This is a genomic window from Dyella kyungheensis, from assembly GCF_016905005.1.
GTDB classification, from domain to species: Bacteria; Pseudomonadota; Gammaproteobacteria; order Xanthomonadales; family Rhodanobacteraceae; genus Dyella; species Dyella kyungheensis.
On sequence record NZ_JADIKC010000007.1, the window covers coordinates 150,183 to 172,572 of the forward strand.

Genomic DNA, 22,390 nt, shown 5'->3' on the forward strand with positions numbered 1-22,390 from the left:
GCGCCGCAGCAGGAGGAATGCAACCACTCAAAAAGGCAGGCGTTTGGATGGCTAAATGCGGAGAGATTTCGGAGTACCGCAGTCCGCTCCCCCTCCCCCTCCCCTGCGGGAGAGGGTTGGGGTGAGGGGCTAATCCAGCCTCGGTTTCTAGCCGAGCGAGAGTTCAAGTTAGCAACGTTCGGACGAGCACCCGCCCCCATCCCGGCCTTCTCCCCGGAGGGGAGAAGGAGAAGTGTGGTGTTACGCGACGACCACGGGGATCTTGCCAATCCGCCCCTGCCATTCCTTCGGCCCCGTCTGATGCACGGATGTACCGGCGGAATCCACGGCCACGGTCACCGGCATGTCCTCAACCGTGAACTCGTAGATCGCTTCCATGCCCAGGTCGGCAAAACCGACCACGCGGGATGCCTTGATCGCCTTGGACACGAGATAGGCCGCGCCACCGACGGCCATCAGATACACCGACTGATGCTGCTTGATCGCCTCGATCGCCGCCGGACCGCGCTCGGCCTTGCCGACCATGCCCAACAAACCGGTCTGCGCCAACACCTGCTCGGTGAACTTGTCCATGCGCGTGGCGGTGGTGGGACCGGCCGGGCCCACCACTTCGTCGCGCACCGGATCGACCGGGCCCACGTAGTAGATAAAGCGATTCTTGAAATCGACCGGCAACGGCTCGCCCTTGTTGAGCATGTCGACCATGCGCTTGTGCGCGGCGTCGCGGCCGGTGAGCAGCTTGCCGTTGAGCAGCAGCACTTCGCCGGGCTTCCAGCTGGCGACGTCTTCGCGGGTGACCGTGTCCAGATTCACACGGCGACCCTTGCTGGAGTCGTAGGTGAGTTTCGGCCAGTCTTCCAGCGACGGCGGATCAAGCGCGACCGGGCCCGTGCCATCCAGCGTGAAGTGCGCATGGCGCGTGGCGGCGCAATTCGGAATCAACGCTACCGGCAGGTTCGCCGCATGGGTCGGGTAATCCTTGATCTTGATGTCGAGCACGGTGGTAAGGCCACCCAGGCCCTGCGCACCGATGCCCAGCGCGTTGACCTTCTCGTACAACTCGACGCGCAGCTCCTCGATGCGGTTCTGCGGGCCGCGGGCGATCAGCTCCTGGATGTCGATGTGCTCCATCAACGATTCCTTGGCCAGCAGCATTGCCTTCTCGGCCGTGCCGCCGATGCCGATGCCGAGCATGCCTGGCGGGCACCAGCCGGCGCCCATGGTCGGCACGGTCTTGAGCACCCAGTCCACGATGGAATCGGACGGATTCAACATCGCGAACTTGGACTTGGCCTCCGAGCCACCGCCCTTCGCTGCCACGATCACCTCGACGGTGTCGCCCGGCACGATGGAGACGTTGATCACCGCCGGCGTATTGTCCTTGGTGTTGCTGCGCTTGCCGGCCGGATCGGCCAGTACGCTGGCGCGCAGCTTGTTGTCCGGGCCGTTGTACGCGCGGCGCACGCCCTCGTTCACCATGTCATCGAGCGACATGGTGGCGTCCCAGCGCACGTTCATGCCCACTTTCAGGAATACGGTGACGATGCCGGTGTCCTGGCACAGCGGGCGATGGCCCTCGGCGGCCATGCGCGAGTTGATCAGGATCTGCGCCATCGCGTCCTTCGCGGCCGGCGACTCCTCGCGCTCATAGGCGGCGGCGAGGTTCTTGATGTAGTCGACGGGATGGTAGTAGCTGATGTACTGCAGGGCGTCGGCGACGGACTGGATCAAATCGTCTTGCTTGATGGTGGTCATGGCGGCTGCTTCGACTCCGGAGGATCAGGGCGTCGAAAACGGGGATGTCCACGACGCACAACCCTCCTATTGTGCCGCAAATGGCTCTCGGGGCCCAAAAGACAGCCTTCGGGGCCACGAACTGGCCCGATCGCGAGCCATTACCGGCGCAAAATCAAAATCTGAACTGGACCGATGCCGAGTAGGTTTTCACGTGAGACGAGGGCTGACGGTATCCCGGAATAGAAAACAGCGAACCCAGGTCGTAATAGTCATAGTTCAGGCCCACTCGCCAATCCGGTGTCAGGCAATAGCCGACGCCGACGCCGAAATAGGTTTGAGTGCCCGTGTCGACTGAGTCCTGATAGTGGAAGTAACTGGACGCCGGAACCGTATGGACAGGCCCTCCCCTTGTAAGGGTCCAGTCTGCGCTCTCTTCAATGACGCGCGGCCGAAACCATCCTCCCCGCGCCATTACAAACCAGGATTGGCCCAGCAGATATTCCAGCCTCCCCCCAAACAGCCACCCATTGGTGGCCGTTGAATAACGCACATAATCCGATCCGCTGTTGTGAAATTGGACGTTTCGATCCACCTCCTGACCCAGGTCCGCATAACCCAGCTCCACACCGTAGTCCACGAATCCGTGCCACATGTAGCCCGCGCGGATCGACGTTGCCCAGTCGGTCTTGTCGTTGTCGTACTGGCCGGTGGAGAGGGAGTAACTGGATCGTCCGATGCCGCCATCCATGAAGAACTGTCCGGCCTGCGCCACGGCCGAGGTAGAGACCATCGCAGCGAACAGTGCAGCGAAAAAAGGATACTTACCCATGGAACTGCTTCCTTGCGTCTTTAAGGTTAGCCCTCGTTGCCCTGACAAGTTCAGAGCGCTTGAGGCCATAAATTTCCGATGGAACCGTACTTCGAGGATCGATTCTCAGAAACGAAATTCCGCCGTAGCCGAATAGGCATTCACGTGACCGTAGTCGCTTCCAAGGTCGTAGTAGTCGTAACCGACGCCAATGCTCCAGGATCTGGAAACGTTGTAGCCTGCTCCAACCCCGACGTATTCGTTAGTCGACGTGACCGAATCGCGAATATGCGAATACCTGGTATTCGATGGAAAGGTGTTTGCAGGGAAATAGACAGGGGTAAAGATCTGGTTGTTTTCGCTGGCTACTTTCGAGTTGAACCACCCCGCGTGCCCGGACACGTACCACGATCTGAAACTGTATTTCAGATTGCCACCCAACATCCCACCTTTCGCCGAAAACTGATCGCGGTAGTCGACGCGTTCAACCAAGAGGAGCCCCCTAATCAGGGCCACGTAGCTTCCTTGTGTCGACGTCTTGCCCAAATCGGCGTAACCAGCCTCCACTCCGTAATCGAGCGAACCGCTGTGCCAGGCGTAGCCCAGTCGTAGTGCGCCTTGCGTATCGGTCCTGTCGTGACTGCCTGTGGAATCGGCAAAGCTGCTATTGAAGTTGGACTGCCCCAGACTTCCGGCGACGAAGAACTGCCCATCCGCCGCCACCGCGGACGTCGAAATCGTTGCAAACGCGATGGCCGCAGCCGCGGCAAAGCCAAACTTTTTCATGCGAGCTTCCCTGCCTGATGAACCGCGGGCGTCAATCGATCCGCGGCGAAGCCGGGAAGTTACAGGGGACCTAGCCCTAAGACCATCCGCGTTTCGTGACCGGACTCTCATTCGCGTATCGGCCAAACGGCCTATCCGCAATATATTACGCAGTCAGCCTCAAGCCCGATGCAGATTTCGTATTTTCATACGATTCGCCAGGCACTTCACGACTACAGCCATCAGCGCTAGTTTCGGCCGACCAGCGCGGATGTATTTCCAGGGGGCGGGCTGGGATTTTGGGGAAAGCGATTACGTCCGTTTTTTACGGTCACGCTGAGAGGCGCGGCGGCGCGCAGGGGCGTCGTCGATGCGCAGCGTCGGCTGTATCTACCCTGGAGAAACAACATGCTCTCGACGTTGCATCGCAAGTCGCTCGCGGTCTCTCTCGGCCTTCTGCTCTTTGGTGGCGCTACTTCGGTAGCGATGGCCGCGGGCAGTCAGTCACCGGCCGATCTCGGTCCTAGCAATACGAACACGAAAGTGAATGTCACGCTGGTGCTGGGACTTCGCAATCAGGACGCGTTGGAAAGCCTTGTCTACAGCACGGTGACCCAGGGTAGTCCGTCCTATCACCGCTTCCTCACCACCGCGCAGTTCGCGGATCGCTTCGGCGCCACGGCCGCCGACATCGCCAAGGTACAGGCCTTCGTCAAGCAGCAAGGGCTGACCCAGGTCGAACTGCTGCCCAATCATCTGGCGCTCAAGGTGAGCGGCACGATCGGGCAGTTCAACCAGGCCTTCCAGACGTCCATCCACGATTACCGCAACGCCGACGGCACGACCTACCATCGTCCGAACGCGACGCCGAAATTGCCGTCGACGCTGTCGAGCACGCTGGTCGTGGCCTCGGGCCTCAGCTCGGAAGCGAAGTATCGCTCGCACCGCGTTTCCTCCTTCAGCTCGACCTCACCCGCCGCGGCCGCCACCATGAGTCCGATGGCCAAGACCGCGGCGGCACCCGCTCCGGCGGCGCCCGCCTGCACGGGCAACCCGACCGCCACCTGCACGCCCGGTGCGTTCACCGTGGGCGACGTGGCCAACCGCTACAACATCAATCCGCTCTACAAAGCGGGCGTGAACGGCAAGGGTTCCACCATCGGCATCGCCACGCTGGCGAACTTCCTGCCGGCAGACGCCTATGCGTACTGGAGCGCCATCGGCCTGCCGGTGAAGCCCAATCGCATCACCCAGGTGCATGTGGACGGCGGCGGACCGCTGGGCAGCGTGGAAGGCTCGGGCGAAACCTCGCTGGATGTGGAGCAGTCCGGCGGCCTGGCGCCGTGGGCGGACATCATCGTCTATGACGCGCCGAACACCGACGCGGGCTTCTTCGATGTGTTCAACCAGGCCGTGTCCGACAACAAGGTCGACAGTCTGTCGGTGAGCTGGGGCCAGCCGGAAATCCTGTATTTCCCGCAGACCGAAGGCGGCGTCGACTACACCGACGAGTTGCGCGCCTTCCACCAGGTGTTCCTGGAAGCCGCGGTCCAGGGCATCTCGATGTTCGCCACCTCGGGCGACTCGGGTGCCTACGACACCGTGCGCGGGTTCGGCGGTTCGCTGACCGATCCGGTGCCGCCGCCGCTCACCGCGGACGCCCCGGGATCCGACCCGTTCATTACCACGGCGGGCGGCACCACGGTGCCCTGGAGCTTCAGCTTCAGCGGCGGCCCGAAGGCCTCGATCACGCAGGAGAGCGTCTGGGGCTGGGATTACATCTCCAGCTACTTCCAGAAGAACTTCGGCGTGGATATCACCGACGAAGTGTTCTCGGTTGGTGCGGGCGGCGGCGTGAGCGTGTTCTGGCCGTTGCCGACCTACCAGGCATTCACCCCGGGCATCCGCAAGAGCGAGAAGAAGCAGACCTGGTTGCTCCCGCAGTTCGACATCAACTACACGTTGCCGGCGAACTTCAAGGGTCGCAACGTGCCGGACATCTCGTTGAACGCCGACCCGGAAACGGGCTATGCGTTCGTGTCGTCGGAAGACGGCAGCGGCGTGCTGACCGGACAAGGCGGCACCAGCTTCGTGGCGCCGCAGCTCAACGGCATTTCCGCGCTGCTGACGCAGGCCACGCATGGCCGGCAAGGCCTGTGGAACCCGCAGCTGTATGCGTTCCAGAACATCTTCCGCTACGGCGCCTTCTCGCCGTTCAACGACGTCAAGGCGGGCGACAACTGGTTCTACAAGGGTGTCTCCGGGTATGAACCCGGCGCGGGCCTGGGCACGCTCAACGTGACCAACCTGGCGTTGTTCATGACGGTGTTCTGATGATCGGCAGCTGATTGTCGACGAAGGGCCGGCCCATGCCGGCCCTTCCTTTTTCAGCGGGTCCCCGCAAGGGCTTGCTGCCGGCGTCCCCAGTTGCCATGCTCGCTGCACTTTCCGGCAGCGAAGCATTCATGAGCGAAACCTCGACGTCCGGCGGCTACGTCCGTCGCCTCCGCCCGTGGGACGCGGCCATGATCGTGGTCGGCGGCATCATCGGCGGCGGCATTTTTCTCAATCCGTACGTCGTGGCGATGCGTACATCGTCGGGTTTGTCGCTGCTGCTGATGTGGATCGGCGCGGGCCTGCTGACCCTGATCGGCGCACTCTGCTATGCGGAACTCGGTGCGCGGCGTCCGCATGCCGGCGGCAGCTACGTGTACCTGCGCGAGGCGTTTGGCCCACTGGCCGGATTCCTGTTCGGCTGGAGCATGTTGCTGGTGATCTATTCGGGATCGACGGCGGCGGTGGCCACCATTTTCGCCAGCTATGCCGCTTCCCTGTTCGGCCTGCCCGCCAGCGCCGCCACGCCGCTGGCCATCGGCGCGCTGGTCTTCGTGGCGCTGATCAACCTGTTCGGGCTGCGCCTGGGCGCCCAGGTGCAGAACCTGTTCACCTTGCTCAAGCTGCTGGCGGTGGCGGTGCTGGTGGTCTGTGGCCTGTTCCTGGCCGGCGTGAGCGGTCACGGCATGCTGGCCACCGATCCACAGACAGCGGACGTGGGTTTCATGGGCGCCGCGCTGCCGGTGCTGTTTGCCTATTCCGGCTTCACCTATCTCAACAATCTCGCGGGCGAGGTCAGCGAGCCGCAACGCACCCTGCCCCGCGCCTTGTTCATCGGCATGCTGCTGGTCATTGCGGCCTACGCGCTGGTCAACCTGGCCTATCTCGCCGTGCTGGGCCACGCCGGGCTTGCCGCCAGCCGCGCGCCGGCCGCCGATGTGATGCAGCGTGTCTTCGGCACGGCAGGGGCCAAGCTGATCGCGGTCGGCGTGGCGATTTCGGCATTGGGTTTCTGCAACATCACTCTGGTGGCGGGCGCCCGCGTGCTGCAGGTGATGGGCGAAGACGGCTTGTTCTTCCGCAGCGTGGCCCGGCTGCATCCGAAGCACCGCACGCCCAATGTCGCGCTGTTGCTGCTCTCGGGCTGGGCGATCGTGCTGGTATGGTCGGGCAGTTACGGCCAGCTGCTCGATTACGCCACTTTTGGCGATTGGCTCGCCTGCGCCTTTGGCGTCGGCACATTGTTCTGGTATCGCCGCCGCGAAGGCGATCAGGCCAGCTTCCGCGTACCCGGCTACCCGCTGCTGCCGCTGATCTTCATCGCCACCATCGGCCTGGTGATGGTGCAGAGCCTGCGCACCAGCCCCCTGAACACCGGTATCGGCCTGCTGATCATGGCCGCTGGCATCCCGGTTTACCTGGTGTGGCGACGCCTGTTCAGCCGGGTTACCTCCTAAGCATCCCTCTGCGATGCCACAATGAGCGGATATCCGAAGGAGCTCTCAGGCGATGGCGCAGGCGCAAGACCAGTTACCGACACCCGGAACTAGCAACACCATCGTGCCCGAGAAGGTGCGCGAGGGAGTCGACCTGGAGATCAACGGCAGGAGCTATCGCCACATCGGTGACGACCAGATGCCCTTGCTGTGGTATCTGCGCGATGTGCTGCGCCTCACCGGCACCAAGTACAGCGGCGAACATGGCGAAGGCGGCTACGACCTGGTGCTGGTCGACGGCAAGCTCGCCTCAGCCACCAGCCTGCCGGTGGCCAAGCTGGCCGGCAAGACGGTGACTACCGTCGAGGGCCTGGCCGCTGCCGACGGCACGCTGCATCCGCTGCAGCAGGCGTTCGTGGACGAAGACGCCATCGGCTGCGGCTATTGCACGCCCGGCTGGCTGATGGCTTCGCTCGATCTGCTCAATCGTCACTCGCAACCGAGCGACAACGACATCGACCTGTTGCCCAACCTCTGCCGCTGCGGCTGCCAGACCCGTGTGCGCCGCGCCATCAAGCGCGTCGCCAAGGGAGCCCACGCATGAGCCACGCGAACGACAACACCGTGCCGCTTTCGCGTCGCCGTTTCCTCAAGGTGCTCGCGGGCACGGCCGGCGCGTTGATCGTGGGCATTCCCTTCGTGGATGCCGTCGACGCCGCCGACGCGCCGGTGCCCGCCGCCATGCTGGGCGACACGCTGTACGGCCTGGGCGCCTATGTGCGCATCGATGCGGACGGCAACATCGTGATCGGCGTGCGCGATCCGGATACCGGCACGGGCACCTCCACCTCGCTCGCTCGCATCATCGCCGACGAACTCGATGCGGACTGGACGCGGGTCAGCGTGGTTTCGCTCGGCCTTGGGGTGGAAGACGACAACGGCCAGCCGCGCTGGATCTACGGCCATCAGACCAGTGGCCTGGGCGATTCCATTCCCGCGGCATGGGCCGATCTTCGCGGCGCCGGCGCACTCGCACGCTGGCTGCTGATGCAGGCCGCGGCGCGTCGCCTTGGCGTTCCCGCTGATCGCCTGCGGTGCGAAGAAGGCAGCGTCGTCGCTCCGGACGGCCGCCGCTTCGGCTATGGTTCGCTGGCCGATGCCGCCGCCAAGATCGCGCCGCCCACTACGCCTGTGCCGCCCAAGTCGCCGGAGCATTACACGCTGATCGGCCAAGGCGCAGGCGATATCGATGCGCGCGCCATCGTCACCGGCCAGGCGCCGTACGCACTCGACAGCTACACCGCCGAAGCACTGATTGCCGTGTTGTCGCATTGCCCCTGGCCCGACGGCAGCGTGGAAAGCCTCGACACCACCGAAACCTTGAAAGTGAAGGGCGTGGTGAAGGTGCTGCAGATCAAACCCGAGGCGGGCATTCCGCTCGGCCAGACCGTGCGCTCGCCGGCCGTCGCCGTGCTGGCGGAAAACACCTGGGCCGCGCTGCAGGGCCGCGCCAAGCTCAAGCTGCAGTGGAAGGCCGGCGCGCAGAGCGAAAGCAGCGCCTGGTTCGAGCAGCAGGCCGCCGACGTCGTCAACGACAAGAACGCCCAGCCCGCGATGCGCGTGCGCAACGACGGCGATGTCGATGCGGTCGCCAGGAAAGCCGCTCGCCGCGTCGAGGCGACCTATGTGCAACCGTGGCTGGCCCATGCCACGCCCGAGCCGATGAACTGCCTGGCGCGGATCGACAAGGACGCTGCCGTGCTCGTGGTGCCCACGCAGGCACCGCAGCAGGCGTGGAAAGTGGTGCAGCGACTCACCGGCCTCGCGCCGGCGCAGATCGAGATCCGCGTGCCGCGCGTCGGCGGTGGCTACGGCCGTCGCCTGGACCACGATTATGTGGCCGAAGCCGTGATGCTCGCCAAGGCGGTCGAAAAGCCGGTCAAGCTGATGTGGACGCGCGACGAGGACATGACGCAGGACTACTACCGCTCGGCCACGGTGCACAAGTTCAGCGCCACGCTCGACGGCAAGCGGCAGGTCACCAGCTGGAATCAGCGCATGGCCAGTGCGTCGGCACTGGCCATGCGCGGCGTTCCCGACAATCGCCTGTGGACGTCCGAAGTGGATGCCCACCAGTTGCCGGCCGGCCTGGTGCCGAACCTGCGCAACGACTGGTATTCGCTGCCGTCGGCGATGTTGCGCGGCCCCTCGCGCGGCATGCCGCACGTCAACAACGCGTTCGCCGTCGAAAGCTTCGTCGATGAAATCGCGCAGTCGCTGAAGGAAGATCCGCTGGTCACGCGCCTGCGCCTGCTCGGCGAACCGCGCCAGATCCCGCTGGGCGACGGTCGCACGCTCGATACCGCGCGCCTGATCAACGTGCTCAAGCTGGTCGCCGACCGCATCGAGTGGAAGAACTGGTTGCGCACGGTGAATGGCCTGGGCATCGCCTGCTGGCACGTCGATGGTGCGTACGTGGCACATGCGGTGGAAACATCGCTGCAGGGCAACAAGCTCAACATCGAACGCGTCGTGTGCGCGGTCGACGTGGGCCGCGTGATCAACCCGACCGGCCTCGAAGGCCAGGTCGCCGGCGCCACGCTCGATGCGCTCTCCACCGCACTGAACCTGTCGGTGAGCTACAAGGACAGCGAAGTGCAGCAGCGCGGCTGGAAGGACTATCCGCTGGCTAGCATGGCGCAGCTGCCGGATACCACCGAAGTGATCATCGTGCCCGGCGACCGCGATCCCACCGGCGCAAGCTTCCTGGGCATGCCTACGGCGGCACCGGCGCTGGCCAATGCGGTGTTCCGGGTCAGCGCCGTGCGCGTGCGTCGTTTGCCGCTGCTGAAGGAAATGCTGCGCATGCTGTAACCGGCAGGGCGCAGGCCCTGCCCCGCACATCGGGCAAGGCCCGGATGTGCAGACAGCTTTGTGAGGAATGCGTGTACAAATCTGGGGCATTCTGCCCCGGGGATTTGAGTAATTTCACGGACGCGCAGCCTTTCGTTCTGCCTTAGGATGCCCTGAACCGGCGCTACTTCAAGTAACGCCGTTTTCTTGCGCGGGGGTGGGAATGCACCGTTGGTTCGCGTTGATCGCCTTGCTGTGCCTGTGCGTCGTCATGCCGGCCTGGGCGCAGTCCGCGCCGGCACCGGCACGATGCATCGGTCTCGTGCTCGGCGGCGGTGGCGCACGCGGCGCCGCGCACATCGGCGTGCTCGAAGTGCTCGAACGCGAGCACATTCCCGTCTGTCGCATTTCCGGCACCAGCATGGGTTCGATCGTGGGCGGCATGTATGCGGCGGGTTATTCGCCGCAGGAAATGCACCAGATCATCACCACGCTGGACTGGAACGACCTGTTCTCCGACAACCCCGCACGCGGTGAAATGCCGATGCGCCGAAAGGATGCGGACTACCGCTATCTGCTCAATTTCGAGGTGGGCTACAAGAAGGGGCGCATCATCACGCCGGCCGGCGTGGTGCAAGGACAGAAGCTGCTGCTGTTGTTGCGCCGCCTGCTGATTTCCACCTGGGACGTGCACGACTTCGACCAGTTGTCGATTCCGTTCCGCGCGGTGGCCACCGACATCGTGGCGGGCAAGCCGGTGGTGTTCGGTTCGGGCGACCTGGCCTTGTCGATCCGCTCCAGCATGTCGGTGCCCGGTGCCTTCGCGCCCACCAACGTGGACGATCAGTTGCTGGTCGACGGCGGCTTGATGGACAACGTTCCGATGGACGTGGCGCGCAGCATGGGTGCCACCCAGTTGATCGTGGTGAACGTGGGCTCGCCGCTGGCGGTGCGCGAGGAGTTGAGCAATCCCGTAGCCGTGCTCAACCAGATGGTGAGTGCGTTGATGGAGGAAAAGACCCAGCGCCAGCTCGCCACGCTCGGGCCGAACGACATCCTGATCACGCCGCCGCTCGGCAACATCACCGCAGCCGAGTTCAACCGCGGCCCCGAGGCGATCGCCATCGGCCGTGCGGCCGCGGAAGCGGCGCTGCCCCGGCTGAAGGCCCTGTCGGTCACCCCGGATGAGTGGGCGCAGTTCGAAGCCCAGCATCGCCAGCGCCAGTTCGATCCAGGGCTGGTGGCCTTCCTCAAGGTCGATGCCAAACACACGGACACGGCGGAGTTCGTCGATCAGCGCCTGGCCAAGGACGTGGGCGAGCCGTTCGATCCGAAGAAGCTGGAAGAGCAGATCGGCAGCATCTACGGGCGCGGCAATTACCAACAGATCGACTATCGCCTGCAGCAGCAGGGCAACGATCGCGGCTTGCTGATCATTCCGCGCGACAAGCCGTGGGGACCGGTCTACGGCAAGATCGGTTTCGAGTTGGACGACGATTTTGCCGGTCGCAGCGAATACCTCCTCTCCGGCGAGATCACCGCCACCAATATCAACACGCTCGGCGCGGAATGGCGCAGCACCCTGTGGGCCGGCCGCATCGGCGGCGCCGCCACCGAGTTCTACCAGCCGTTCTGGCAAGGCGCGGGCGGCTATGTGATGCCTTATGCGCTGCTGCGCAACGAGGACTACCCGGTATTCACCAGCGACGGCGATCGGCAGCTGGCCGAGTACCGCATCAAGCGTCGTTACCTGGGCGTCGAGACCGGTTGGTCGCCCTCGACCTATTGGCGTGTGCTCACCGCCTTCCAGCGCGGGCGCGACAGCGGCGACCTGCGCATTGGCAGCCCCACCGAATTTCCACCCAGCCAGACGGCCGAATACTCGATGGCCAAGGTCGGCATCGACTGGGACAGCCTCGACAACGCGCAATTCCCCTCGCGCGGCGCGCATATCAACCTCGACTACGAGTGGTACCGGCCGTGGCTGGGCGGCAACGTGAATGCGGATGTGGTCAAGCTCAATGCCGATTGGGTGCCGGACTTCGGCATGGCCGACAGCCGATATCACCTGCTGCTGGGCCTGCGCGCGTCCAGCACGCTCAACAACGAGAATTTCTTCGAGACCCAGGGCTTTCTGGGTGGCTTCCTCGATCTGTCCGGTTACCCCGAGCGTTCGTTGAACGGCAACCAGTCGGCGTTGGCGCGCGCGGTGCTGTACCGGCGCACCGGCAAGATGGATGCGCTGTTCTCCACGCCCATCTACATCGGCGCCAGCCTGGAAGCGGGTAATACCTGGCAGAGCAAGAGCCAGGTGCGGCTCGATTCGCTGATCTATGCGAGCAGCCTGTTCCTGGGCATCCAGACGCCGCTGGGGCCGCTGTTCCTGGGCTACGGCTATGCCCAGGGCGGCCACAACTCGGTCTACCTCACCTTCGGCTCGCTGTTGCGGCCGTCGCCCTGATCCGATGAAGAAGGCGTGCAGCGGTTATCGCGAAGTCTGCACGATCGCCGCCGCACAATCGCGCTGCCCCCACCCGTCGGGGTGGGCCTTTCACCAGGAGCCATCGCCATGAAAGCGTTGCGTCTGCTCGTCATCGTTGCCGGCCTCGTGCTGAGTGCGTGTTCCACCATCAGCATCACCAACCAGTGGCGCGATCCGTCGTGGCCGGGACCGCCGGCATCCCATGTAGTGGTGGTGGGCATTTCGCGCAGCGACGCGATGCGCCACATCTTCGAAGACACCTTCTCGCAGCAGCTGCAGGCGGCAGGCATCCAGGCCGCACCCAGCTATACGCAGATTCCCGCGGGCACCACCGGCGCGATCGGACTGCGCGACCTGGTCAAATCCAGCGGCGCACAAGCCGTGCTGGTGACCCGCGTGCAGCGCGTGGAGCAGCGTGTGAGCGTGACGCCCAGCGGGCCGATGTACGGCGGCTTCTACGGTTGGTACGGCGGCGCGTGGGCCTCGGTACCCGACGTGCAGCAATACGACGTGGTAACGCTGGAGACCAGCGTGTGGGATCCGCGCACGGAAAAACTGGTGTGGACGGTGACCACCGAAGGCATCGGCAGCAACAACATTCCCAAGGCCACCACCGAACTGGCACAGACGCTGATCCCGAAACTCAAGACCGACGGCATCCTGCGCTGAGCGGGACAAAGACTGCGTGGGTGACGGCACCCACGCAGACACCTGGCGGCGTTGCCGGTCGGCTCAGTGGAACTGATCGCTCGCCGGAATCCAGCTACTGCTACTGCGCGCGGGGCCGGTGGGAAGGGTCACGTCCGCAGGGCAGTTCGGCGGCATCGGGCCACCGGCCACGCGCGCGGCGGCGCACTCGGCGCTGTTGTCGAGCTTCACCGTGGCCACCGCAGGCGCGGCAGTGACGGGCGCGGGCGGCACCAGCGGATTGGTCGGCGCCAGCTTCATCCGCTCGTAGACCACATCGTCCACCGGCTGCGGCGGCGGATCGCCGCTGCCGCAACCGAACAGGGCCATCGGCAACAGCGGCATCACCACGCATTCCACGCGCACGCCGCGGGGCAGATGGAAGGTGTGGCGCATGGTGGTCTTTTCCACCGCGTGACGCAGCGCGGTGTCGATCGAGCTTTCGCCCTCGGGTGTCCAGTCCTTTTCGAATCGCGTCGGCGCATAGCCGATGTTGGGCGTGCCATGCGACATCACTTCAGTATTGCCGTGCGGCTTGAGCTGCACGTAGGTGCCGACGACGCCTTCCTGCCCGCCCTTCCCTTCCTTGTCGCCCTTGCCCTGGCTCGTGCCGTTGCCCTGACCGGGCGGCAACGAGAGGTTGAGCCCCTTGCCGCCGGCCACATTCGGCGATTGGTTCACGCCATTGGCCTGGCCGGGCGAGCCGGTGCGGCTGCCCTGCGGCGTGGCGTTCGGCGCACTGCTTTCGCCGCTCTCGCTGGACGAGGGGTTCGACTCGCTGCTGGCCGTGTTCGACGCCGCGCTGGCGGCGCTTTGCGTCGACGCGCTGGCTGCCGACGAGGGCGCTGCGTTCTGGGTGGGCGTCGCTTCCGAGGGCGTCTCGGACAACTGCGGCCGTTCGATCGATGGTGCGTTGTCCAGCGCGATCGCCTTGGGCGCCGCCACTTCCAGGCGCGGCGCCTGCGGGCGCTCCAGCGATGGCTGCGGATTGGGCGGTAATGGCACGGCTTCCAGTTGCGGCTCTTCCGCGACACGGATGGCCGGCGATTGGATGCTCGGCTGTTCGCGCGGCACCACCGGGGCCACCGGATGGTCCTGCGGCTGCAGGTTCACGGTGGGGGCGGCCTGCGCCGGCAAGGGTACGGACTGAAGCTCCGGCTCGGGTGGCGATGCCGGCGCCTCGGGGCGTGGCACCGGCGCGATGCTGGGCGGCGCGATCGCGGGCACGGCCTTGTCCATCGCGATGCTGGGCGGCGTCACCACCGGCGCGGATTGCGGCGGCACCTCCACAACGGCCAGCGACGCCGGCGGCTGCACCGGCTGGTTGCCTTCCGCCTGCGGCTTGCGAATGGGTTCGGGCTGGAACTTCGGTGGCGCGGGCTTATCGACGGCCGGCGTCTCCAGGGTCACCTGCGGCGGCTCCGCGGCGGCGACCACGGGTTGCAGTTGTTCGGCGGGTGCGGGTTTGGGCAGCGTCACTGGCGGAAGCGGCGCGGCGGTGATTTCCGGCTTGGGCGCCGCGGACCTGGGTACGTCGGTGACCACCGGGGTCTGCAGCGCCGGTACCGTGACCGGCGTCAGCTCGTTGTTGGTGCGCGTGGAGGAGCGACTCTGCCGCGCCGTGCGCGGTGCGTTGCTCGCATTGCCCTTGTGCACCGGCCCGACCTGCTTGGGCGGCGTACCGCGCACCGGCGGTGGCGGCGGGGGTTCTTCCTTGGGCTTCTCGATCAGGCGCACGACCAGCGGCGGCGTCTCGTCGTTGGGCTCATCGAGTTCGTAGGCCGGACCCAGGATGATGCCGACCAGGAAAGCGAGGTGCACGAACAGCGCGCCGACCAGCGCCACGATGCGCAGCCAGCGATCGCGTGGCCGCTCGGCGCGGCGCCGACGATAGACGGCCGCACCCTCCGCCGCCGACTTGGGCGATGGAAGCGTCACTGTCAGCCGGCCCGCGGATTCCCTCTCCATGGGGGAAGTGTAACGGGCACCGATGAGGTTCTGAAAAGTACTTCGCGCGCACGCCTCAATGGCCGTCCTGCTTCGCGGGATGCGCGGCCCGTTCCTGCATCTCGGCGTCAACCGAACGCGTGGGCGTATCGACCGGACAGCCATACGGCAGCGGCTTCTCGGCGCGATAGATGGCGATGCACTCTTCCACGCTCACCGTCTTGGGCGGCGGCGAACCGGGCGCCAGCTGGTTGGCCGGGGCCATGTTCATGCGCATGTCGCCGTCGTTGGACGGTGGCGGTGGCGGCGGATCGCCACCGCAGCCGCCGCCCAACGCCAGCAGCGAAACGGAACAGTGGATGCGTACGCCGGGAGCGATGTGGAAAGTGTGCGAGACAGTGCTCTTGTCCACGCCTTTCTTCAGCGCGTCGTCGACCGAGCTGCCACCGCCCTTCTGCCAGTCCTTCTCGAAGCGCGTGGCTTTGTAGGGCACGCTGGTGGTGTGCTGCATGATGTTCGAATCGCCCTGCGGCATTTTCTGCACGTAGCCCGCTTCCGGCGCAGGCTGCGCCGTACTGGCGGTGGCGGGAAGTACCTCCTGGCCGGCGTCGTTGTAGAGGTCCGGCTGCGGCGAAGGCGGACTGGAGGTGGCCGGCGCTGGCGGTTCCGGCGGAAGACTGACGGTCATGGCGTTCTTCGCCGGTGCTTCATGCACGACCGGCTTGTTCACCGGGCGCGGCGGCGGCGCGGGCTCCGGTGGCGGCGGAGGCAGCAACTCGGGCGGGGCCGCCGGTCCGGCGGGCGTCACCGCTCGCGGAATCAGCCGCACCTGCAGCGCACCGGTGCGTTGCTCCTCGGCCCGTTCCGCCGCTTTCTTCAATTGCATTTCATGCCAGGTGAGCCAGCCGAAAAAGACGTGCAAGGCCAGCACGATGCCCAGGGCCAGCCAGCGACGCCCGCGGTTGGGCGGTGCCTTTCGCCAGCGCAGCTGGTGCAGCATTGCGCGCGTGGGTCCATCGAGAGGCGTCAGCCCGCGCGAATGCGGATCCGGCGACGTCCAGCGATGGTGTTCGACCTGCTCGGTGTGCTCGATGGGATTCTCGTTCGACATACGGGGAAAGCCGGCCGCCGCTCCGGGCCGGCCAGGCAGGGTGGAGACCCGTGGAAGCGCCAAGGGTTCCCGCGCCGATTCCACCGCCCTCATCGCACTGCAACTTGACCCGGGCGCGCATTGGCGAAAACCTAGACAGACGGCCACCCGGCCGTACCCGCCATGACCGCCCCCGCGTCCTGCACGCCTGGACGACCATGACGGCCCGCCATCGTCAGCCGCTTGCGCGGCTTCGTGCGGCGCCGCAGGTCACGTCGGCACGAACCCGCGCCCAGCCATGGGAGGGTCGCATCGTGTCGTACAACACGGAAAACATCCGCAACATCGCACTCGCCGGTCACGCCGGCGTCGGCAAGACCACGCTGTTCGAAGCCCTGTTGCACGCGGGCGGCGTCATCCAGACCCAAGGGTCGGTGGAGCGCGGCACCACCCAGTCCGATACCGACGAACAGGAAAAGGCGCGCGGCCATTCGATCGACACCGCCATCGCCGGCATTCCGTTCGGCCACTGCCACATCAACCTCATCGACACGGCGGGCTACGCCGATTTCCGCGGCCCCACCTTGTCCGCCTTCGCCGCCGTGGAGACCGCGGCCATCGTGGTCAACGCCAGCAACGGCATCGAGTACGGCACCCGCCGCATCATGGAACGCGCCGCCGAACGCCGGCTCGCGCGCGTGCTGGTGATCAACAAGATCGATTGCGACGTGGCCCGGCTGGGTCCCCTGGTCGAGGCGCTGCGCGAGGAATTCGGCACCCAATGCCTGCCGGTGAACCTGCCTGCCGAGGGCGGCACGAAAGTGCTCGACTGCTTTTTCCACAGCGAAGGAGCCACCGATTTCTCCTCGCTGGCCGACGCGCACCAGCGCATCCTCGACCAGGTGGTGGAGATCAACGAAACGGTGATGGGGCATTACCTCGACTCCGGCGAAGGCGACCTCACGCCGGCCGAATTGCACGATGCCTTCGAGCAATGCCTGCGCGAAGGCCACCTCATACCGATCTGCTTCGTCAGCGCGCGCACCGGCGCCGGCGTCAAGGAATTCCTGGAACTGGCCGAACGCCTGCTGCCCAATCCGGCCGAAGGCAACGCACCGCCGTTCCTCAATGGCGAGGACGAGGCGATCACCGTCAATGCCGATCCCAAGCAACACGTGATCGCCGACGTGTTCAAGATCGTCAACGATCCCTTCGTCGGCAAGCTCGGCGTGTTCCGCGTCTGGCAAGGCACGGTGAAGCGCGATACGCAGTTGTTCATCGACGACAACAAGAAACCGTTCAAGGTGGGACACCTGTTCCGCCTGCGCGGCAAGACGCACGAGGAAATCGACCAGGCCATTCCCGGCGACATCGTGGCGGTGGCGAAAGTGGAGGAAATCCATTTCGACGCGGTGCTGCACGACTCGCACGAGGAAGACCGCATCCACCTGGCACCGATCCGTTTTCCGCAACCGATGTTCGGCCTGGCGCTGGAGCCCAAGCACAAGGGACAGGAACAGAAACTCTCGCAGGCGATCGGCCGCCTCGCCGAGGAAGACCCCTGCTTCCGCGTCGAGCATCACAAGGAACTCAACGAGACGGTGGTGCGCGGGCTCTCGGATCTGCACCTGAAAATCATGCTGGAGCGCATGAAGGACCGCTACAGCGTGGAAGTGACCACCCACCCGCCGCGCATTGCCTATCGCGAGACCATTGCCGGACGTGCGGAAGGCCATCATCGCCACAAGAAGCAGACCGGCGGCGCGGGACAGTTCGGCGAGGTGTTCCTTCGCGTCGAACCGCTCGATCGCGGCGCTGGGTTCGAGTTCGTCGACGCGGTCAAGGGCGGCGTGATTCCGGGACAGTTCCTGCCGGCGATCGAGAAAGGCGTACGGCAGGCGCTGGAAGCCGGCGCCGTGGCCGGTTATCCGATTCAGGACGTGCGCGTCACCGTCTACGACGGCAAGTACCATCCGGTCGACTCCAAGGAAGTGGCCTTCATCAGTGCCGGAAAAAAAGCGTTCCTGGATGCGGTCGGCAAGGCGCGGCCGATCGTGCTGGAGCCCATCGTGGACGTGGAAGTGGCGATTCCCGAAGCGAACGTGGGCGACGTCACCGGCGGGCTCGCGGGCAAGCGCGCGCGCATCATGGGCACCGATTCGCTGCGTGGCGGCGAGCTGGTGATCAAGGCGCAGGCGCCGCTGGCCGAACTCACCGACTATCCCACCGAACTGAAGGCGATGACCGGTGGCCGCGGCCGCTACAGCCTCGATCTCAGTCACTACGAACCGGTGCCTCCGCCGGTGCAGAAGCAACTGGCCGAGGCCTGGAAACCGCATCTGGACGAGGACTGACCGGCGGCCCGCCGTCATGGGCGCGGCCGCTGTGGTGCCATGCCGACGCGCACCCTTGAGGCGCCGCCATCACGCCGCATGTGAATAATGGAAACGCGCCGACACTGGCGGCGCTGGAGGCATGCGATGAGCCGCTCCTTCGTGAAGGATGCGGACGAATCCGTCGGCGAACGGCTGCCGGAGATCCCGCTGAGCGAACACCCCAACTACGTGACGCCGCGCGGACTGGCGCAGCTGCGTGCGCGCCTCGTCGCGCTGCGCGAACGACGCGACACCCTGCGCGCCGCCGCCGATACTTTGCCGCAACAACGCGAACTCGCCGAGGTGGAACGCGAACTGCGCTGGCTCACCACCCGCGTCGGCAGCGCCATCGAGATCGAACCGGCTCAGCAGCCGCGTGACCGCGTGGCGTTCGGCGCCGCGGTGACGGTGGACAGCGAGGAAGGCGAAGCGCGCTACCGCATCGTCGGCGAGGACGAGGCCGACGTGGAGCACGGTCTGGTGAGTTACGTCTCACCGCTGGCCAAGGCCCTGCTCGGCGCACGGGTGGGTGACGAGGTGACCTGGCAGCGGCCGGCGGGCGATGTGGTCATCGAGCTGACCGGGATCGATTATCCCGAGGACAGCTGACGAAGATGCCGGCTATCTCTGTAGGAGCGCACCCTGTGCGCGACCGGCGCCCCATGGACGCCGGACGAAGCAACGAAAAGCGATGATTGAGATGTACTGACAGGCCGCGGTCGCGCACAGGGTGCGCTCCTACAGTTTTTCCGCGAACTGAAACTCAGCGCTTGCCCTTCAACAACGTGCCGCTGCACTTGGGCGAACCGCACAGGCACTGCCACAGCTTCTTCAGGCGCGCGGTGTGCGGCACGTCCAGCGTGATGCCGTAGTCGTAGGTCAGCTCTTCGCCGGGCTTGATGTTGCGGATCGCTTCGATCAGCACGCGATCCTTGCGCGGATTGCCGTTCGCGCTCTCTTCGATCACCGCCTGGCAGTTCGGGTCGCAGCTGTGATTGATCCAGCGCGCCGTATTGCCCTTGCGATTGGCATCGATCAGGAAGTCGTCGTTTAGCGTGAACAGGAAGGTATGCCCGGTTTCACCGCCATCGCCGTACAGCACATCGGCCTCGGCGTGGCTCATCAGGGTGCCCTTGTATTCGACGATTTCCTCGCCCTTCTTGATCGGGGCCACGGCGAACACGCCATTGCCATGGATGGGAGAGCGGCGGGCAACGATACGTCGGGTCATGGGCAGCGTGTGGTGAGGGATGAACTCGCGATGATGCCTGCTGCGTTGCGCAATGGGAACCTCCTGCCGGTACGCGCATCGCCCGTCAAGGCGTCATCGCACTCGGCCTGAGATCAATTTCCACGCAGGCAGCCATGGACAGAGGCCGAGGTGCTCCTGCTAAGATTCAAACAATCGTTTGAGGTGCCTTCCATGAAACGACTGCTCGGCTGTGTGGCGCTGCTCGTGCTGGTAGTGGGTCTGGTGGCTTGCGGGCCGCCGAAGAAGAGCGTGTTTCCGCCGACCGTGAGCATCCAGGAGATGGCCACCCGGCCCGACGGCCAGTGGCGCCTGACCCTGCGCATCCAGAACAACAGCTACGGCTCGATGGACTTCCACTCGCTCGACGGCCAGCTGCAGATCGCCGAACTCGTGCCGGTGCGCCTGCATGCCCGCTTCGATCTCGACATCCCTCCGTTCGCCGCCGACGTCACCCAGCTCGACCTGCTGCCCACGCCCGAGATGAGCGCCGCGCTCAAGGCCGCCGCCGTCAAGGGCAGCGCGGGCAGCGTGCCGTACAACGTGACCGGGACGGCCAACGCCAAGCCGGAGCAGGAAAAGGACAACCGCGATTTCAGTTTCCACGGCAATGACTGGCTGTCGCCGGTGCCGGGAATCCCCAATACCTGGCGCTGATCTCAGCGCTTGCATGACCCACGAAGGAACATCGCCATGACGATCTACAAGGCCCCCCTCGACGACCAGCGTTACACCCTCTTCGACGTGCTCGGCGCAGAAGCCGTGCTGACCAAGCTGCAGGGTGGCGAAGGCCACACGCGCGACCTGTTGGACGCCGTGCTCGAGGAAGCCGGTCGCCTGAGCGAAGCCGTGCTGGCTCCGGTCAACGCCAGCGGCGATGAGGAAGGCTGCCGCTTCGACAAGGCCACGCATGCCGTGACCACGCCCAAGGGCTTCAAGGAAGCGTTCAAGGCGTTCGCCGAAGGCGGCTGGACCGGCCTGACCCAGGCCGAGCACTTCGGCGGCCAGGCGCTGCCGAACGTGATGGGCACCGCCACCACCGAGATCTTCCAGTCGGGCAACCTGGCGTGGAGCCTGTATCCGCTGTTGTCCGAGGGCGCCTGCCACGCGATGGAAGTGCACGGCACCGAGGCGCAACAGACCACCTACCTGAAGCCCATCGTGGAAGGCCGCTGGACCGGCACCATGTGCCTGACCGAGCCGCAGGCGGGTTCCGACCTGGGCTTGCTCAAGACCCGCGCCGAACCGGGCGAGAACGGCAGCTACAAGATCACCGGCACCAAGATCTTCATCAGCGCCGGCGAGCATGACCTGGCCGAGAACATCATCCACCTCGTGCTCGCCCGCCTGCCCGACGCGCCGGCTGGCAGCCGCGGCATTTCGATGTTCATCGTGCCCAAGTTCAAGGTGAACGCCGATGGTTCGCTGGGCGAGCGCAACGCGGTCGCCGCCGGTGCCATCGAGCACAAGATGGGCCTGCGCGGTTCGGCTACCTGCGTGATGAACTTCGACGCCGCCGAGGGTTACCTGATCGGCGCGCCGCACAAGGGCCTGGCCGCCATGTTCACCATGATGAATGCCGCACGCCTGGGCGTGGGCGTGCAGGGCCTGGCGCTGTCCGAGCGCGCGCTGCAGAACAGCTTGAACTACGCACGCGAGCGCCTGCAGGGCCGCTCGCTGTCGGGTCCGAAGTTCCCGCAGAAGCCGGCCGACAACCTGATGGTGCAGCCGGATGTGCGCCGCATGCTGCTGACCCAGCGGGCCATCGTGGAAGCCTCGCGCGCCCTGCTGCTGTACACCGCGCTGCAGACCGACGTGGAAGCGCGCGGCGCCGACGAAGCCACCCGCAAGCAGGCCAGCGACCTGGTCGCGTTCCTGATCCCGATCGCCAAGGGCGTGGTGACCGAGCTGGCGCAGGAGTGCACCAAGGAAGCGCTGCAGGTCTACGGCGGCCACGGCTACATCGCCGAGAACGGCGTGGAGCAGTTCGTGCGCGATGCCCGCATCATCACGCTGTACGAAGGCACCACCGGCATCCAGGCGGCCGACCTGCTGGGCCGCAAGATCCTCCAGCTGCAGGGCGCCGGCTTCAAGCTGTTCCTGCAGGAAATCCAGGCCTTCTGCCAGCAGCATGCGCAGGACGCCGCGCTGGCCGGACTGATCGGCCCGCTCGCCAGGTACGCCAAGGAATGGGCCGAGCTCACCACCACGCTCGCCCAGCGCGTGCAGGCCAACCCGGAGGAACTGGGCGCCGCGGCGATGGATTACCTCTACTACTCCGGCTACATCGCCCTGGCCTACATGTCGGCACGCGGCGTCGCCGCGCTGGCCAACAGCAGCCAGCAGGAAGCGTTCAAGCAGGCCAAGCGCGACACCGCCGCGTTCTACTTCGCCCGCCTGCTGCCGCGCAGCCTCACCCACAAGGCCGCCATCGAGGCGGGCGTGGATACGATCCCCGCCATCGCTTGATGTAGTGCTCTCACAAGGCCCCTCCGCGATGGAGGGGCCTTTTTTTGTGGGCGTGCACTTTGTGAGGAGCTTTTCTGCGGAAGCGCACTCGTGCGCGACAGACCCTGCGGGAAGGCCTGTCGCGCACAAGCGCGCTCCCACATATACCTCCCGTATAC

At 65.5% G+C, this 22,390-nt stretch carries 16 protein-coding genes; 10 read left to right on the forward strand and 6 right to left on the reverse strand.

The features are described from left to right. Positions 1 to 240 precede the first annotated feature (240 nt). The 3 genes from ISP20_RS15365 to ISP20_RS15375 form a co-directional block, all read right to left on the reverse strand. The gene (locus ISP20_RS15365; RefSeq protein WP_204636995.1) at positions 241 to 1,755 is read right to left on the reverse strand and encodes a fumarate hydratase; all 1,515 of its coding nucleotides are present in this window, start codon (positions 1,753 to 1,755) and stop codon (positions 241 to 243) included. Positions 1,756 to 1,909: 154 nt separating this feature from the next. Then, a complete protein-coding gene (locus tag ISP20_RS15370; protein ID WP_204636996.1) occupies positions 1,910 to 2,566 on the reverse strand; it encodes an outer membrane protein in 657 nt (218 codons plus the stop codon). A gap of 105 nt (positions 2,567 to 2,671) precedes the next feature. Continuing rightward, on the reverse strand, positions 2,672 to 3,331 hold the full coding sequence (locus ISP20_RS15375; RefSeq protein WP_204636997.1) for an outer membrane protein: 660 nt from the start codon (positions 3,329 to 3,331) through the stop codon (positions 2,672 to 2,674). Positions 3,332 to 3,718: 387 nt separating this feature from the next. Here ISP20_RS15375 and ISP20_RS15380 point away from each other — a divergent pair, with 387 nt between their 5' ends. The 6 genes from ISP20_RS15380 to ISP20_RS15405 all read left to right on the forward strand — a co-directional run bounded on the left by ISP20_RS15380 (position 3,719) and on the right by ISP20_RS15405 (position 13,084). After that, entirely contained in the window at positions 3,719 to 5,644 is a 1,926-nt protein-coding gene (locus ISP20_RS15380) for a S53 family peptidase (protein ID WP_204636998.1), read from the forward strand. A 131-nt stretch (positions 5,645 to 5,775) separates the two neighbouring features. Continuing rightward, a complete protein-coding gene (locus ISP20_RS15385; protein WP_204636999.1) occupies positions 5,776 to 7,101 on the forward strand; it encodes an APC family permease in 1,326 nt (441 codons plus the stop codon). Between the two features lie 52 nt (positions 7,102 to 7,153). Next, on the forward strand, positions 7,154 to 7,684 hold the full coding sequence (locus ISP20_RS15390) for a (2Fe-2S)-binding protein (protein ID WP_204637000.1): 531 nt from the start codon (positions 7,154 to 7,156) through the stop codon (positions 7,682 to 7,684). Further along, positions 7,681 to 9,954, forward strand: coding sequence for a xanthine dehydrogenase family protein molybdopterin-binding subunit (locus ISP20_RS15395; protein WP_204637001.1), 2,274 nt, complete (start codon positions 7,681 to 7,683; stop codon positions 9,952 to 9,954). Before ISP20_RS15390 ends, ISP20_RS15395 begins: the two co-directional genes overlap by 4 nt. 202 nt (positions 9,955 to 10,156) lie before the next feature. After that, positions 10,157 to 12,394, forward strand: a complete 2,238-nt coding sequence (locus ISP20_RS15400; RefSeq protein WP_204637002.1) for a patatin-like phospholipase family protein — start codon at positions 10,157 to 10,159, stop codon at positions 12,392 to 12,394. 108 nt (positions 12,395 to 12,502) lie between these two features. Then, positions 12,503 to 13,084: a DUF4136 domain-containing protein gene (locus tag ISP20_RS15405; protein ID WP_204637003.1), complete on the forward strand. Its 582-nt coding sequence runs from the start codon at positions 12,503 to 12,505 to the stop codon at positions 13,082 to 13,084. Between the two features lie 63 nt (positions 13,085 to 13,147). Here the strand turns inward: ISP20_RS15405 and ISP20_RS15410 are convergent, their stop codons facing one another. Beyond that, on the reverse strand, positions 13,148 to 15,040 hold the full coding sequence (locus ISP20_RS15410; RefSeq protein WP_239535942.1) for a hypothetical protein: 1,893 nt from the start codon (positions 15,038 to 15,040) through the stop codon (positions 13,148 to 13,150). A gap of 85 nt (positions 15,041 to 15,125) precedes the next feature. Then, positions 15,126 to 16,160: a hypothetical protein gene (locus tag ISP20_RS15415; protein ID WP_239535944.1), complete on the reverse strand. Its 1,035-nt coding sequence runs from the start codon at positions 16,158 to 16,160 to the stop codon at positions 15,126 to 15,128. Between the two features lie 293 nt (positions 16,161 to 16,453). On the opposite strand from ISP20_RS15415, the gene fusA reads away from it, so the two are divergent. Further along, positions 16,454 to 18,493: an elongation factor G gene (gene fusA / locus ISP20_RS15420; RefSeq protein WP_204637366.1), complete on the forward strand. Its 2,040-nt coding sequence runs from the start codon at positions 16,454 to 16,456 to the stop codon at positions 18,491 to 18,493. A gap of 126 nt (positions 18,494 to 18,619) precedes the next feature. Next, complete coding sequence (locus tag ISP20_RS15425; protein WP_204637005.1) at positions 18,620 to 19,123, forward strand: GreA/GreB family elongation factor; 504 nt, start codon at positions 18,620 to 18,622, stop codon at positions 19,121 to 19,123. Positions 19,124 to 19,277: 154 nt separating this feature from the next. On the opposite strand, the gene ISP20_RS15430 is transcribed toward ISP20_RS15425, so the two are convergent. Further along, the gene (locus tag ISP20_RS15430; RefSeq protein ID WP_204637006.1) at positions 19,278 to 19,745 is read right to left on the reverse strand and encodes an SET domain-containing protein; all 468 of its coding nucleotides are present in this window, start codon (positions 19,743 to 19,745) and stop codon (positions 19,278 to 19,280) included. Between the two features lie 192 nt (positions 19,746 to 19,937). On the opposite strand from ISP20_RS15430, the gene ISP20_RS15435 reads away from it, so the two are divergent. Continuing rightward, complete coding sequence (locus ISP20_RS15435; protein ID WP_204637007.1) at positions 19,938 to 20,420, forward strand: hypothetical protein; 483 nt, start codon at positions 19,938 to 19,940, stop codon at positions 20,418 to 20,420. A 36-nt stretch (positions 20,421 to 20,456) separates the two neighbouring features. Continuing rightward, a complete protein-coding gene (locus ISP20_RS15440) occupies positions 20,457 to 22,232 on the forward strand; it encodes an acyl-CoA dehydrogenase C-terminal domain-containing protein (protein ID WP_204637008.1) in 1,776 nt (591 codons plus the stop codon). The last annotated feature ends 158 nt before the right edge of the window (positions 22,233 to 22,390 follow it).